Annotated in this window: 13 protein-coding genes and 1 rRNA gene; 9 read left to right on the forward strand and 5 right to left on the reverse strand. The window is 62.4% G+C overall.

The features are described from left to right. Positions 1-192 precede the first annotated feature (192 nt). From rrf to BLS08_RS24290, 4 genes are all read left to right on the forward strand, one after another. Positions 193-308 (forward strand): 5S ribosomal RNA (gene rrf / locus BLS08_RS24275). Between the two features lie 157 nt (positions 309-465). After that, complete coding sequence (locus tag BLS08_RS24280; RefSeq protein ID WP_026088414.1) at positions 466-1125, forward strand: paraquat-inducible protein A; 660 nt, start codon at positions 466-468, stop codon at positions 1123-1125. After that, positions 1112-1729, forward strand: a complete 618-nt coding sequence (locus tag BLS08_RS24285) for a paraquat-inducible protein A (RefSeq protein WP_021488741.1) — start codon at positions 1112-1114, stop codon at positions 1727-1729. The genes BLS08_RS24280 and BLS08_RS24285 overlap by 14 nt, the downstream gene beginning before the upstream one ends. Then, entirely contained in the window at positions 1722-4025 is a 2304-nt protein-coding gene (locus BLS08_RS24290) for a PqiB family protein (RefSeq protein WP_017675283.1), read from the forward strand. The genes BLS08_RS24285 and BLS08_RS24290 overlap by 8 nt, the downstream gene beginning before the upstream one ends. A 115-nt stretch (positions 4026-4140) precedes the next feature. Here the strand turns inward: BLS08_RS24290 and mksF are convergent, their stop codons facing one another. The 3 genes from mksF to mksB form a co-directional block, all read right to left on the reverse strand. Next, a complete protein-coding gene (mksF, locus tag BLS08_RS24295) occupies positions 4141-6972 on the reverse strand; it encodes an Mks condensin complex protein MksF (RefSeq protein ID WP_017675282.1) in 2832 nt (943 codons plus the stop codon). Further along, complete coding sequence (mksE, locus tag BLS08_RS24300; RefSeq protein WP_017675281.1) at positions 6969-7673, reverse strand: Mks condensin complex protein MksE; 705 nt, start codon at positions 7671-7673, stop codon at positions 6969-6971. Before mksE ends, mksF begins: the two co-directional genes overlap by 4 nt. A gap of 84 nt (positions 7674-7757) precedes the next feature. Continuing rightward, positions 7758-8999, reverse strand: a complete 1242-nt coding sequence (gene mksB, locus BLS08_RS24305; protein ID WP_017675280.1) for an Mks condensin complex protein MksB — start codon at positions 8997-8999, stop codon at positions 7758-7760. A gap of 221 nt (positions 9000-9220) precedes the next feature. Between mksB and BLS08_RS24310 the strand changes: the two genes are divergently transcribed. From BLS08_RS24310 to rimI, 5 genes are all read left to right on the forward strand, one after another. Continuing rightward, complete coding sequence (locus tag BLS08_RS24310) at positions 9221-9826, forward strand: hypothetical protein (protein WP_017675279.1); 606 nt, start codon at positions 9221-9223, stop codon at positions 9824-9826. Positions 9827-10090: 264 nt separating this feature from the next. Continuing rightward, complete coding sequence (locus BLS08_RS24315; protein WP_017675278.1) at positions 10091-11188, forward strand: carboxynorspermidine decarboxylase; 1098 nt, start codon at positions 10091-10093, stop codon at positions 11186-11188. A gap of 128 nt (positions 11189-11316) precedes the next feature. Beyond that, positions 11317-12555: a saccharopine dehydrogenase family protein gene (locus BLS08_RS24320; protein WP_017675277.1), complete on the forward strand. Its 1239-nt coding sequence runs from the start codon at positions 11317-11319 to the stop codon at positions 12553-12555. 153 nt (positions 12556-12708) lie between these two features. Next, positions 12709-13494 carry a hypothetical protein gene (locus BLS08_RS24325; RefSeq protein ID WP_017675276.1) on the forward strand — a complete coding sequence of 262 codons (786 nt, stop codon included), beginning with the start codon at positions 12709-12711 and terminating at the stop codon, positions 13492-13494. Positions 13495-13526: 32 nt separating this feature from the next. Continuing rightward, entirely contained in the window at positions 13527-13979 is a 453-nt protein-coding gene (rimI, locus tag BLS08_RS24330; RefSeq protein ID WP_017675275.1) for a ribosomal protein S18-alanine N-acetyltransferase, read from the forward strand. Positions 13980-14078: 99 nt separating this feature from the next. On the opposite strand, the gene BLS08_RS24335 is transcribed toward rimI, so the two are convergent. After that, positions 14079-15254 carry an NnrS family protein gene (locus BLS08_RS24335; protein WP_017675274.1) on the reverse strand — a complete coding sequence of 392 codons (1176 nt, stop codon included), beginning with the start codon at positions 15252-15254 and terminating at the stop codon, positions 14079-14081. Then, a complete protein-coding gene (locus tag BLS08_RS24340; RefSeq protein ID WP_017675273.1) occupies positions 15241-15492 on the reverse strand; it encodes a hypothetical protein in 252 nt (83 codons plus the stop codon). Before BLS08_RS24340 ends, BLS08_RS24335 begins: the two co-directional genes overlap by 14 nt.

The raw sequence follows: 15492 nt of genomic DNA on the forward strand, positions 1-15492 counted from the left end.
GCGTTGAGCTAACCCATACTAATTGCCCGTGAGGCTTGACCATATAACACCCAAACAATCTGCGAAGGCATAGGCCGGAGACAGAGGGTGTCGATGGTGAAGTCGACAGAAAGCCGAAAATTTGCAAGAACTACAAATCATCTATCACGTATCCAAGGGATAGCGTCTAATCGCGAGATCCCAACCGAATTGCTTGACGACCATAGAGCGTTGGAACCACCTGATCCCATCCCGAACTCAGTAGTGAAACGACGCATCGCCGATGGTAGTGTGGTGCTTCACCATGTGAGAGTAGGTCATCGTCAAGCTCCTATACGAAACCCCAGATCGCCTAGCGGTCTGGGGTTTCTTCTTTGCAGCGCGGAAAACAGAGCTTCGCGAGCAGAGCTCGCTCCTACAGGCTTGGGGCACGCACCAATAAAAGCGCCGCTCGGGTAGAATGCGCGAATTCTGCTGGGGACTTTCATGTCTGACTCGCCGTCCGAACCTTCCTTGTCATCCTTGACGATCGAGCAGTTGGTCGCCTGTCATGAGTGCGATCTGTTGATGCGCAAGCCGGTGCTGCAGGATGGTGAGAGCGCCGAGTGCCCGCGTTGTGGTTATGAGTTGTTCAGCCACCGTCATCGCGTGGTAAGGCGCAGCCTGGCCCTAGTACTGACGGCTCTGCTGCTCTATGTCCCAGCCAACTTCCTGCCGATCATGCAGCTCAACCTGTTGGGGCAGACCTCGCAGGACACCGTCTGGAGCGGTGTAATCGGGTTGTATGAAAGCGGTATGCAGGGCATCGCTGTTGTAGTGTTTCTGTGCAGCATGGCGGTGCCATTGCTCAAGTTGCTTTGCCAACTGCTGGTGCTGCTCAGTATTCGTATGGATTTCGGTCGTAGCTACGGTCTGTTGCTCTACCGGATCTACCATCACATGCGTGAGTGGGGAATGCTCGAGGTCTACCTGATGGGCATCCTGGTGGCGATGGTCAAGCTGATGGACCTGGCTGACTTGAGCCTCGGCTTGGGCCTGTTCTGTTTCATCGCGCTGTTGCTGGTGCAAGTCTGGCTGGAGGTGACCATGTCACCGCATCAGATCTGGGAAGCCTTGTCCGGGGAGGATATCCATGCGGGCGATTGAGGCAGGATTGCTGGTCTGTCACGAATGTCATCAACTCAATCCGGTCGACGTTGATGCCAAGCACCAGTACTGCAGCCGCTGTGGTGGTCAGATTCATGCCCGGCGGCCCAATAGCCTGATCAGAACCTGGGCATTGCTGCTGACGTCGGCGATTCTCTACATCCCAGCTAATCTGCTGCCTATCATGACCGTCAACAGTCTCGGCAAAGGTGCGCCAGCGACCATAATGGGCGGCGTACTGGAGCTCATTAACTTTGGCATGCTACCTATTGCGGCGGTGGTATTTATCGCCAGCATTCTGGTGCCAACCTTCAAGTTGGTGGGGATTGCTCTGCTGTTGTATTCCGTGCAGCGCCATCAACCGATGTCTGCGCGCCAGCGGATCCTCATGTACCGCTTCATCGAATGGATTGGCCGCTGGTCGATGCTCGATATTTTCGTCATCGCCATTCTGGTGGCAGTGGTGAATTTTGGCAGCCTGGCCAGCATCGAAGCTGGAGCCGGCGCCGCTGCCTTTGCCAGTGTGGTGATACTGACCATGCTTGCCGCATTGACTTTCGACCCTCGCCTTATCTGGGATAATACGGAAACCGATCATGACTGACCTTCCTCTGGCCAAGACGCGTCCTGCTTCGAACTGGTCAGCCATCTGGGTTTTGCCTCTTATTGCACTGCTCATTGGCGGCTGGTTGGCGTGGCGTGCATACAGCGAAGCCGGCATTCAGGTGGAGCTGATATTCGCCAGCGGCGAGGGTATTCAGGCCGGCAAGACCGAACTGATGTACAAGGGTATGGCGGTGGGGAAGGTAACGGCCATCAGTCTTGATCAAAGTGGAAAGAATCGCGGTGTTGTCGCTCAGTTGGAGGTCAATAAGGAACTCGAGCAGTATCTGCGTGAGGGCACTCGCTTTTGGTTGGTCAAACCGAATGTCAGTCTGGCGGGTATCAGCGGTCTGGAGACACTGGTTTCAGGTAACTACATTACCTTCAGTCCCGGTGAGGGCGAATCTACCCGCAGCTTCACCGCCTTGGCTCAAGAGCCGCCGATGGGTGACGATGTACCGGGGCTGCACATCACGCTGAAAGCTGAGCGGCTCGGCTCGCTCAACCGCGACAGCCCGGTTTTCTATCGGCAGATCCAGGTTGGCCGAGTGAAGAGTTACACCCTGGGTGATGACCAGAGCACCGTAGAGGTGAAGGTGTTCATCGAGCCCGCTTATGCGCATCTGGTGCGCAAACATACGCGGTTCTGGAATGCCAGCGGGATCAGCGTCGATGCCGACCTGTCCGGCTTCAAACTGCGCAGCGAGTCGCTAGCCAGTATCGTCGCTGGCGGTATCGCCTTCGCCACGCCTGAGCATCGCAAGGACAGCCCGCCCACTGATCCAGCGCTGCCGTTCCGTCTCTATGAGGACTACGACGAGGCTCAGGCGGGTATCAAGATCGTCGTGAAACTCAGCGATTTCGATGGGCTGCAGGAAGGTCGAACGCCGGTCATGTACAAGGGCATTCAGGTCGGTTCGCTGAAAGCCATGAAGGTCGACCGCGACCTCAATAGCGCCACGGCCGAGCTGACCATCAATCCACTGGCCGAAGAGTATCTGGTGGAGGGCTCGGACTTCTGGGTGGTCAAACCCTCCATTTCGCTGGCCGGTATCACTGGCCTCGAGGCGTTGGTCAAAGGTAACTACATTGCCGTGCGTCCAGGTGAGAAGGGCAATCCGCCGGCGCGCAACTTCGTCGCGCGGAGCAAGGCGCCGCCTTTGGATCTCGGTGCGCCAGGACTGCATCTGGTGCTGTTCACCGATCAGCTCGGCTCTATCGAAGTCGGCAGTCCGGTGCTTTACAAGCAGATCAAGGTGGGCTCGGTACAGAGTTTCCAGCTTGGCCGCGACAATAGCCAGGTCGTGCTCGGGGTGCATATCGAGCCTGACTACGTACACCTGATCAATACGTCCACACGTTTCTGGAATGCCAGTGGCATCACCCTAAGGGGTGGATTGTCCGGTGTAGAGGTGAAGAGCGAGTCGTTGCAGACCCTGCTGGCGGGCGGCATTGCTTTCGAGACGCTTGATCTGCAAGCCGCCAGGTCGGATCGCCAGGTGCAGCGTTTCGCCTTGCATGCGGACCGCGAAAGCGCCTTGCAGCTAGGGCAGCAGATCACCATTCGGCTGGCTGATGGTGACGGTCTGCAACCAGGCACCCTGGTGCGCTACAAGGGGCTGGAGGTTGGCAAGGTCGAGAGCCTCAGCCTGACCGCTGACCTGCAAGCGGTGATCCTCAACGTGCGTATCAGTCAGGCAGCCGAGCAGATCGCCCGTGAGGGGACGCGCTTCTGGGTGGTGAAGCCGGAACTTAGCCTGATCCGTGCCGCGAATCTCGGCACGCTGGTCAGCGGTCAGTATCTGGAGGTACAACCGGCTGCGCAGAAAGGAGCGCGACGTACCGAGTTCGTCGCCCTGGCTGCTGCGCCGAATCAGGCCGTGCGTGAGCAAGGCTTGCGCCTGGTGCTGAGCGCGCCGCGGCGAGGCTCGATCAAGCCGGGTGTGATCGTCAGCTACCGCGAGGTGCCGGTGGGCAAGGTGGTGGATTTCGAGCTGGGGCCGACCTCGGATCGCGTATTGATCCATGTGCTGATCGAACCGCGTTATGCGCCGCTGGTGCGTTCGGGCAGCCGCTTCTGGAATGCCAGTGGCATCGGAGTGGATGCCGGGCTGTTCAAGGGCGTGAAGGTGCGGACCGAATCGCTGGAGGCGTTGCTCGAAGGCGGCATCGCCTTCGCCACGCCGAACAACCCTGAGATGGGTGGGCCGGCGCAGCCGGGGCAGACCTTTGCACTGTTCGACGAGCCGCAGGATGTGTGGATGCAGTGGGCCCCGAAGATCGTGCTGGAGCAGTGAGCAAACCACAGAAATGAAAGGGGCCGCATTGAGCGGCCCTTTCACTTTGGGTTGATAAAAGCTCGCGGCCGAAGCCGCTCCTACGGTCGTGTGGACCTTGGGAGGGGCTTGAGCTTCAAGCCGGCTCGACCGCCTCTTCCTGCTGAGGTGCCTGGGCCTTGGCACTCTCGCGCGGTTTGATGAACTTCCAGTCCGCCTCGTCGATATAGATGCCGTTGGGGCCGCTGCCGCCTTCCAGGTCGATGGCCACGTGGGCCGAGACCTGCGGCTTTACCGATGCCAGGATCGGCACGAAGCCGAGCTGCAGGCTGGTTTCGATCAGTGCCTGCTGGTTACGCTCGTCGATGTCCGCCGCCTCGTCGAGGTAGTAGGGCAGGCGCACGCGCCCGGCCTGCTCGCGATCCATCAGGTGCAGCAACAGGTACATGTTGGTCAGCGCCTTGATGGTCATGGTGGTGCCGTTGGAGGCGGCGCCATCGATGTCGGTGTGGATGATCGGCTGGCCATGCACCTTGGTGATCTCGAAGGCCAGTTCGAACAGATCCTTCAGGCCCAACTGGTTGCCGTTGGCAGCCACCAGGCGCGACAGGTAGTCCTTGGCTTCCTCGTTTTTGGCGTCCTGATCGGCCGACTGCGACAGGTCGAACACCGACAGGGTCTCGCCTTCCTCGTACTGGCCGGCGCTGTGAATGATCTGATCGATATGGCGCAGCGCTTCCTTGTTAGGCGCCAGGACGATACGGAAGCTTTGCAGGTTGGACACCTGGCGCTTGTTGATCTCGCGGTTGAACAGCGCCAGCTGGTGCTCGAGGTTGTCGTAGTCGCTGCGGATATTGCGCAAGGTGCGGGCGATATCGGTGACCGCCGCACGGCGCGCCTTGGCCAGGGTCAGGGCTTCGTCCTGACGGTGGGCGTAGGCGTTGACCAGCAGTTGCAGGCGGCGCTCGACATCGTCCTCGCTGTCGAACTTGGCCACGCCCTTGAGGCGTACCTGGGCATAGAGTGCTTCGATCTGGCCGTCGATGCGCTGCAGCGCCTGCCAGGTGTCCTGGTAGTCGTTGAGCAGCGGCAGCAGGTTGTCCAGCGAGTCGTCCACCGGCTCCATGAACGGCGTGCCGAAGGGCAGATCGGCTGGCAGCAGCTGGCGACGACGCAGGGCGTCTTCCAGGGTGCGCTCCTTGGCTTCCAGATCGGCCAGTTGGCGGCCGACCAGTTGCAGCTTGGCCGAGAGTTGCTGCACGCGCTCGGCGAAGGCATCGCTGGCACGCTTGAGTTCGTCCTGGGCGCCTTCCAGTTCGGCCAGGCGCTCCAGCTTCTGCGGCTCTTCGGCAGTCAGGGTCTGGCTCTTGCGGAAGTCTTCCAGGGCCTTCTGCGCGTCCAGCACGGCCTGGTACAGGGTTTCAGCCTGGGCCTTGCTGGCGGCGCGGTCGGCGGCGACCGATTGCTGGGTCTTGAGCTGCTTGAGTTCGCGCTCCAGGCGATCCTTCTGGTCGCGCAGGGCGGCGCGGTCGGCCAGTGCCTGCAGCGCCGGCGGCTCGATATGACTGAGGTCGATGGACAGGCCCGGCACGGCGAAGGTGTCGCCCTTGAAGCGATCCAGCACCGCTTCGACCGCCTTGACCCAATCGTCGCCCTCGGCCTGGATGCCTTTTTCACCCAGCGGCAGGCTGAACAGCTGGCCGTTGAACAGGCGCATCAGGCGATCGACATCGGCCTGGCTGAATTCCTCGCGCAGGCGCGAGTAGCTGTTGTTGTCGGCGTGGTCGAGTTGCTGCTTGACCGACTTGAGGCGTTTTTCCAGATCGCGCAGGCGCTCGTCCAGGTCTTCGCTGGAGAACTGCCGCGACTGCGCCAGGGCGCCGGCCAGTTCGTCGTGGGCGTCCTTGGCGGCGAGCAGTTGCTCTTCCAGCACCTTGGCGTTTTCCACCAGGGCGAAGCGGTTCTTCAGTACGGACAGCTCGCCAAGCCAGCGCTGGATTTCGCTGATCTCACGCTCCAGGCGCATCAGCTCGGTGGTGCCGCCGCGCTGTTCGTTCTGCAGGCCGTCCTGCTCGTTGCGATAGTGCTCGGCCTGGATCACCAGCTCTTCCTTGCGTGCATCGGCGTAGTCGTGCCAGGTGCCGAGCAGGTTGTCGAGCAGCGGCGAGAGACGATGCAACTTGCCGCGCAGCAGTTCGCGCTGACCAACGCCGGCCGCCAGTGCCTCGATCTGCGGGCCGGCAGTCACCAGGGCCTGGTAGTCCTGCTCCATGCGGCGCACATCGCGGAAGGCCTCTTCGGTGGCCGCGATGTAGTCGACGCTGCCGGAGCGCAGGCTGTGCTCGAAGGCGTCGAGGAACAGCTGCTTGAGCTTGGCGGCGGTGATCTCACGCATGTGCAGCAGGTTGATGAACAGCGCGCGGAAGGTCTTCAGGCTCTGCTCGCTGGTCGAGCGCAGCGGGATCAGGGTCAGATCCAGCGGGATACTGGTGTGCCCGCCGACCAGCAGGCGACGCAGTTCGTCGGGTTTCAGTTCGTAGGCGGTGATGCCGGCCTGGCCGAGGTTCTTGAACAGTTCGCGCTGACGCAGGCAGGTGCCGTTGCTCTGGTAGTGCTCCAGATCCAGCTCTCCGGCGTAGGCGAAGAACTGGTGGCCGAAACCGCCACCTGGGCCGCGACCAGCCACGCCGATCACGTGCGGGCCGTGGGGCAGGGCGACTTCGACGAGGATGTAGCTGGTGTCGCTGGCGAAGTAGAACTTGCGCGAGGCTTCCAGGCTGTACTTGCCGAAGCTCATGTCCGACATGCGCGCCAGGATGGGGAACTGCAGGGCGTTGATCGAGGCGGATTTACCCAGGTTGTTGGCGCCGTAGACCGACAGCGGGTTTTCCAGCGGGAACAGGCCGAGGCTGTAGCCGGCGGTGTTCAGCAGGGCGAAGCGGCGGATGCCGTAGCGTTCCTGGCTCATGCGTCCATCTCCTGTGCGGCGCGTTCTTCGGCCATGGCGCGGGCCAAGGCGTCTTCCTCGGATTCTTCGATATCGATGACAGCGGTCGCGTCGGCGTCGGCGTCGGCGTCGCCGTCATCGTCCAGCAGTACCGGCGCCGGCAGCGGCAGGTCGCTGCTGTGCAGGCTGGCGGCCAGGTCGCGGTCGTGCTGCACCGACAGGCAGACGTCGAGGAAACGGTGCATCGGCGGCAGGAAGCGGTACACGCCGTTGCTGTCCTCGGCGAAGCCGAGCTGGGTGAGGCGGCGGATGATCTTGTCTTCCAGCTCTTCGAAGGTGGTGACTTCGGCCTGCAGGAACAGGTCGCGGTATTTCTCCAGCAGCGCTGGCAGCTCGTCACGGCCGATGCTGCCGCCGTCGAGTACGGAGAGCGGGTCGCGGCCCTGGTCGGCCAGATGCTCGACCAGGATGAAGGTGAACAGCGCCAGGCGTTGGGCGGTCTTGTTCACCTGTGGGGCGACCTGCTCGGGGACGAAGTAGTAGAAGCCGCGCGGGTCGCACACCAGCTCGAAGCCGAGGGCGCGGAACAGCGCGCGGTACTGGTCCTGCATGCTGGACAGCTGGGCGTAGCACTCCGGCTCGCTGCGGGAGATGTGGTAGCCCTTGAACAGGTCGCGGAAGGCGGCCGCGAGCTGGGTCATTTCTTTCAGATCGATGTTCATACGCAATGCTCACGGGCAGTCGTAGGGTGCGCTGTGCGCACCAGGTCGTCGGTTGCGGTGCGCACAGCGCACCCTACGGGTAGCTCAGCCATTGGGCTGGCCTACCAGGGCGAAGGAGGCGAGGCTGACCTCGTGCTCGCGGGTCAGGTACTGGCGGCGCTCCAGGCGTTCACGCTGGAAACGCGACTCGCGCGACAGGCGCGAGAACCAGTAGAGCAACTCGTCGGTGGCACCTTCCGGCTCCTGCTCCAGCAGCCAGGCCATCAGATCCGGCAGTGGCAGGGCCTGTTCGCAGCGTTCGATCATTTCCCGCGCGGTCTTCGGCGCCTTGGGCGCGCCGCCCTTGCGGCTGCCGCTGGCCTTGGGGAAGTGCGCCGGCTTGGCCTCGAAGCGTGCCAGGGCGTAAACGTAGGCCTCGACCTGGCTGGCCGAACCGAGGAAGTTGCTCTGCGGCCGGGTGAACAGCGGCATGGCCGCTTGCGGCACGGCGTCGATGCCCTTCTTGCGGATCACCGACAGCGCCAGTGCGGCGCCGCGGGTCACTGCGTTGTGCCGACGCGCTTCTTCGCGCAGCGGCAGCAGCAGTTCGCGGGCCTTGCGCAGCGTCAGTTGGGCGGTGGTCTGCATCTCCAGGATGCGCGCGTGGGTGCGCAGCAGCAGGTCATCGTCGACCAGTTGGCCGAGGCGCTGCTGATCGCCGAGCAGGCGCAGCAGCACCTGTTCGACGCGGCGTACGCCCTGCTCGAAGGCGCCGTCGGCGGCGACCAGCTGGATCATCGGTTCGACGTATTCGTCCCAGGTGGCCAGCACCTCGGCGTAGCGCTGGCGCAGTGGAATCTGCCGGTCGCTGGTTTTGGCGCGGTCGGCCACGCTGACCAGCGCCTGTTCGTCGTTGGCCAGCTTCTTCAGCACGTCGCGCACGCGCATGTCGAGCAGACGCAGCTGGCGCGCCAGGTCGTTGGCATCGCGCACTTCGAAGGCGTCCTGGATATAGCCGGCCAGGCGCTCCAGGTGGCGCAGGTAGGCTTCGATCTCCAGGCACAGGCCGAGGCGGTGCTCGCGGCGCAGGTAGGCGAGAAAATCGTGGATCTGCGCGTTGAGCTCGAAACGGTTGGGGCTCTTGGCCACTGGCACCAGGATGTCCAGGCGAATCCAAGTGTCGAGCAGGGCAGTGGTGTCGCTGGGCGTGGCGTCGGGCAGTTGCGCGGCGAGCTGGCCACGCAGCTCGACCAGGCTCAGGGTGCCGGCGTCGAAGCGCTCGCAGAGCGGTTCGAGCAACGTCCAGTGTTCGGCGAGGGCGCGCAATACGCGCTTGGGATCGATCATCGAGGCGCCGGTTCCAGGCAGGTTAAAAGCGACGATTGTACTGCAAGGTGGATGCCGGGTTTGAGTCCGAATCGATCAGAGGCAGGTGACGCGATTCGGCACATTGGGACGGGCTGTGCGCAGGAAACCCTGGCAAGTGCCTGAAAAGCCGGGAAAACCTGGGTTGGAGAGGTGGCACACTTTCTGCCGTGGCAACAGCGAACCGGTTTTTGGAGTCCCTGATGTCTGCCCTTGCCCTGAATGTCGATGCCCGTTGGCATGAGCTGCAGCACCAGCGCGATCTGAACTGGGAGCTGCACGCGATTACCGATCGTGCTCAGGCCATCGCGTTTCTACGGCGGTTCGAAAACCGCCTGTGCATCTACTCCAGCTATGTCGAGAAGCTCTACAGCAACTACAGCTTCGTGGTGCCGCAGGACGAGCAGGGCGGTATCACCATCCTGCCGGACGAGATGGCCTGGCATGACACCTTTCACGATATTCCCGCCGATGCGGTGGAGCCCACCGGTGTGCACATCCTGCCAGGTGAAACGGTGGGGTTCGACGGCCTATATATGAAGGTACCGGGTGAGTCGCGTCTGATTGCCTCGCGTGAATTACCATTCCAGGCCGGCTTGCGTTTGCTGATCGAGCGCTATCGGGCGCGCGGCGAACATTTTCTGCCCGTGCTGGTGAAAGGCGATCTGCGTGAGTACGAGGCGCGGATGCCATCGCTGCACCTGCACCGTATCAACCCCGCCAAGCTAGCTCACTGCTCGCGCTTGAGCATCGACACCATTCGCGGCGCCATCGCCGAGCACCTGCTGAGCCTGTTTCGTCAGCATTGAGCGCGTCGGATATCGCGGCAATGTGACCCGCACCAGCCCTGTGCGCCTCGGGGCGCGGGTGATGGATAAGCCTTGCCCGGTCATATCACTGTAACCGCTCGGCCGTAGGGTCTCCGCTCAGTCAAGGCAGACTCCGGTCATCACCGGTTGTACAAAAAATCCCCAATGCCCTTTCGATATGCGTCGGTTATCGGCACAATTCGCGTCCACTTTTTTCTGGGGGGCTGAAACCCCTCCACTGGCCGACCTTGCTGGGGCGACGAGATGATCCAGACGCCGTACTACCTCATCGACAAACAAAAGCTTCTGGTCAACCTGGAGAAGATCGCCTATGTGCGCGAGAACTCCGGTGCCAAGGCGCTGCTGGCGCTGAAATGCTTCGCCACCTGGTCGGTGTTCGACCTGATGCAGCAATATATGGACGGCACGACCTCATCGTCCCTTTATGAGTTGAAGCTGGGCCGACAGAAGTTCGCCGGCGAAACCCACGCCTACAGCGTGGCCTGGGCCGACGACGAGATCGAAGAGATGGTCGCCAACTGCGACAAGATCATCTTCAACTCCATCGGTCAGCTCGAGCGCTTTGCCGCGCGTACCGAGGGCACCATCCGCGGCCTGCGCGTCAACCCGCAGGTGAGCAGCTCCGACTATCTGCTGGCCGACCCGGCGCGTCCGTTCAGCCGCCTGGGCGAGTGGGACCCTGCGAAGATCGAGCAGGTCATGGGGCAGATTTCCGGCTTCATGTTCCACAACAACTGCGAGAACGGCAGCTTCGAGCTGTTCGACAAGATGCTGACCACCATCGAGGAGCGTTTCGGCCACCTGATAGCCCAGGTCGAGTGGGTCAGTCTCGGCGGCGGCATCCACTTCACTGGCGAGGGCTATCCGATCGATGCCTTCTGTGCGCGCCTGAAAGCTTTCTCCGAAAAATACGGCGTGCAGGTGTATCTGGAGCCGGGCGAAGCGGCGATCACCCTCAGCGCCTCACTGGAAGTCACCGTGCTCGACACCCTGTACAACGGCAAGAACTTGGCCGTAGTCGACAGCTCGATCGAAGCGCACATGCTCGACCTGCTGATCTACCGCCTCAACGCCAAGATGGCGCCGAACGACGGCGAACACACTTACATGGTGTGCGGCAAATCCTGTTTGGCCGGCGACATCTTCGGCGAGTACCAGTTCGACAAACCGCTGCAGATCGGTGATCGCCTGTCGTTCATCGACGCGGCCGGTTACACCATGGTCAAGAAGAACTGGTTCAACGGCCTGAAAATGCCGTCCATCGTGGTGAAACAACTCGACGGTAGCGTCGAGGTGGCGCGCCAGTTTGGCTTCGACGACTACCTGTCCAGTCTGTCGTGACACCGTTGATGGTGGGCTGAAGCCCACCCTACACCGAGCCTTGAGCCGTAGGGTGGGCCGGGCGGCGATCCGCTTCAGCCCACCTCATCAAACGTTTTAAACAACGCAGTTCCCTGGAGGTGAAACAATTGAAGAAGAATGTTCTGATCATTGGTGCAGGAGGTGTTGCCAAGGTGGTGGCCCATAAGTGCGCGCAACACAATGACGAGTTAGGTCGCATTGCAATTGCGTCGCGCAACATCTCCAAATGCCAGGCCATCATCGACAGCGTGCAGGCAAAGGGCGGTCTCAAGCAGCCCGGCGAGATCAAGGCCTATGCGCTGAACGCCCTGGACGTGGAAGCGACCAAGGCACTGATCCGCGAAACCGAATCGCAGATCGTCATCAACGTCGGTTCGGCGTTTCTCAACATGTCCGTGCTGCGCGCCTGTATCGACACCGGCGTCGCCTATCTGGACACCGCCATCCATGAAGATCCGAGCAAGATCTGCGAAACCCCGCCATGGTACGGCAACTACGAGTGGAAGCACCTGGCCGAATGCCAGGAAAAAGGCGTGACCGCCATCCTCGGCGTCGGCTTCGACCCGGGTGTGGTCAACTCCTATGCCGCTCTGGCGCAACAACAGTACTTCGACAAGATCGAGTCGATCGACATCCTCGACGTCAACGCCGGTTCGCACGGCAAGTACTTCGCCACCAATTTCGACCCGGAAATCAATTTCCGCGAATTCACCGGCACGGTCTACAGCTGGCAGAACAGTCAGTGGACCAGCAACAGCATGTTCGAAGTCAAACGCACCGACGATCTGCCGGTGGTGGGCGTGCAGAACCTGTACCTGACCGGCCATGACGAGGTGCACTCGCTGTCCAAGCACCTCAACGTGCCGAACGTGCGCTTCTGGATGAGCTTCGGCGATCACTACATCAACGTGTTCACCGTGCTGAAGAACCTTGGCCTGCTCTCCGAGAAGCCGGTCAAGACCGCCGAAGGCCTTGAGGTGGTACCGCTGAAAGTGGTTAAGGCCGTGCTGCCCGATCCCGCCTCGTTGGCGCCGGGCTATACCGGCAAGACCTGCATCGGCGACCTGGTCAAGGGCACCAAGGACGGCCAGCCGCGTGAACTGTTCATCTACAACGTGGCCGACCACGAAGAAGCCTTCGCCGAGACCGACAGTCAGGGTATTTCCTACACCGCCGGCGTGCCGCCAGTCGCCGCCGCGCTGCTGGTCGCGCGTGGCGAGTGGGATGCGCAGCGCATGGTCAACGTCGAAGAGCTGCCGGCCGAGCCGTTCCTCAAGCTGCTGGACGTAATGGGCCTGCCGACGCGCATCAAGGATGAGAATGGCGATCGTCCCTGGGATCAGTAAGCCCAGGTGAACCCCGAAAGCCCCGCTGCGCAAGCTGCGGGGTTTTTGTTTTTTGGACGCTTTGTTTGCCCGCAATCTCGTTGCGACGCTTCCCGCTCCGGCCATTTCACGCGACAATCCGCCCCTGTTGAAAATCCTCTCTCTGGAGCGCCTGTGATTCCCGAACAGCGCCGTCGCGCCTACCTCGACGCCATGCAGGTGGCCACTTGGCTGCCGCGTACCGAACTGCCCTTCGCGGCAGCGTCGCGTCTGGAGCTGCTTGAGCCGCAGCAGGAGGAAGCGTTCGAGCCTGTGCCAGAGCCTGTTGCCGTCACTCCGGCTGCCGTGCGTGAAGCGCCGGTCGAGCGGCCGAAGATCGAGATTCCGCGCCCGGGCGCCCAGCCGCGCCAGGCGGCTGTCGAACCGGTGGCGGAGCCGGAACCTGTCGAGGAAAAGCCGGCTCGGGTCAGTGCTCCGCCGCCGCGTTTTTCCCTGCAGTTGCTGCGAGCCGGCGATTGCGCCCTGTTGGTGGAGCTGCCCACCGGCCAGCCATTCCAGAGCCGCGATCCAGCCTACATCCTGCTCAAGGATCTGCTGCGCGCCGCCGGCTTGCCGGATAGCCCGCAACTGCTCGGTGAGCCAGTGCGCTGGCCGCTGCTGGTGCGCGGCAATATGGATCAGGGCCCGCAAGCGGCGCTGGAGTTCGTGCAGAGCTTCGTCGCTGCGCGCCTCGAAGAACAGCCGAGCACCTGTCTGTGGCTGGTTGGTCTGCCGGCCATTCGCTTTGCCGGCGAAGGCGACGAGCACAGCTACAACTGCGAACTGCAGGTCGAAGGTCTTGGCGCTTGCTGGGCGCTGCCGGGGCTGGAGCTGCTGATGGAAGAACCAGCGCGCAAGCGCGAACTCTGGCAGGCCATGCGGCGCGTTCGCCAGCGCTGGCTGACGCCTGCACATTCCTGAGAACCCCCGTCTTTGCGCCCGAGTTTCCCTTAATGAGCGATGCGATTTCCTTCCGCCCGATGACCGAGGCGGATCTCGATGCCGTGCTGAAAATCGAATACGCCGCCTTCAGCCACCCCTGGACGCGCGGCATCTTCACCGACAGCCTCAAGTCCTATAACTGCTGGCTGATGTTCGAGGGCAATCAGCAGGTCGGTCACGGTGTGATCAACCTGATCCTCGACGAAGCGCACCTGCTCAATATCACCGTCAAGCCGGAAAGCCAGGGCCGCGGCCTCGGTTTGCGTCTGCTCGAGCACTTGATGAAAGAGGCCTTTGAACTGGGTGGGCGCGAATGCTTCCTCGAAGTGCGCGCCAGTAATCAGAGTGCCTACCGACTGTACGAGCGTTTCGGCTTCAATGAAGTGGGACGCCGTCGCGATTACTACCCGGCAGTCGGCGGACGCGAAGACGCGTTGGTGATGGCCTGCACGCTGGTCGATTGATGTCATTGCTTTAAAAACGTAGCCCGGATGCAATCCGGGAAATCGTTGCCCCGGATTGCATCCAGGCTACGGTCTAGCCGTTTGATCGCACCAGGCATTTCACCCCGGATGCCCATCCACCCGCGCCCGACACAGCATCGGCGCGTAATGCCAGGCGAACAGGGCGAAGGCCACGCCCCAGCAAAGCGCTGCCAACCATAGCCACCCGCCACCGCATGTGACCCGAATCAGCGCGCCCAGATTGAGCAGGCCGAAGGCCCAGCGCATTGCTTTTGGCGGTTGCAGCGCGCGGCCGGTGTGGCCGAGGCTGACCCGCGCCATCATCGCCAGGATCAGCCCGCCCATCGCACCCACCCCCAGCGCGTGGCTGGCCAGGCTGGGTTGCGCCAGCCAGCCCAGGTGCCAGGCGGCCATGCCGAGTGTGGCCAGCAAAAGCCAGGCGTAGGCCAGATGCAACGACCACAGCAGCGGCACGCGCCAGATGCCTGGCAGGTACCAGCGCCACAGGCGCAGGCCGTGCAGCGCGCTCAGCAGGATGAACGGTGCGGCCAGCCATGGGCGGGCCTGCAGGTTGTGCCCGCTGGCGAACAGCGCCGCGACCAGCACGCCGCAGGCCAGCAGCAGACGGTCCAGCCAGGGATGGGCGGCGAAGGCCTCGGCCCGCCCCAGGCCGCGCTGAGTGAAGAAGGGGATCACGCGGCCACCGATCAGGCTCAGCATTACCGCAATCAGCCACAGGGCGGCCAGCGCTCCCCGGCGTTGCAGGTCGTCGTCACCCATTGCCAGGCCGGCGAGAGTGAGTGACTGGCATAGTGCGAGCAGGCTCAGGACCAGCAGGATCGGGTAGTTGTTACGCTGCCTCGCTGCGATCAGCTGGCGCGCCATCTGCGTGATGAGCAGACCGATAAAGGCCAGTTGCACGGCGATCAGCAGGTGCAGCGGTACGGGTGCGAACCAGGCCAGACGCGCCGTCAGCCACAAGCCGAACAGCGCGATCAACGGCCGCCCGCTGAGGCCGGGGCGGCCCGTCCAGTTCTGTACAGCCGTGAGCAGGAAGCCGGCGATGATCGCCAGGCCGAAGCCGAAGGGCATTTCATGGCGATGCCAGGCCAGCATGCCGCCGGGCACCGCAGGGTTTGTCAGGCCGTGCAGCGCCGCCGCCCAGAGGGCGACGGCGAGCAGGGCGAACAGGGCGCCAGCGAGGAAGAACGGCCGAAAGCCAAGGCGCCAGAGCGGCGCAATGGCCAGGGCCTGCTGGCGATCAAGCAACTGCATGAGCACATGCCCTGTCGTTCAGGCGCTCCTGTGCGATCAGACGCAGCACGTAGCCGATCTTCAGTACGCTCGGACCGATCAGTGTCAGGCTGTGGGCCAATACCAGTGTCGGTACATTCAGGTGCTTCTCCAGGCCGTAGGCCGCGACCAGTCCGACGAGCAGCAGAATCAGGCCGCTCCAGAGCAGTTGGCTGGACAGATGAAGAATCTGCACAGGTGGAAGATTGAGCGGATACAT

Source organism: Ectopseudomonas chengduensis (assembly GCF_900102635.1).
Classification (GTDB): domain Bacteria; phylum Pseudomonadota; class Gammaproteobacteria; order Pseudomonadales; family Pseudomonadaceae; genus Aquipseudomonas; species Aquipseudomonas chengduensis.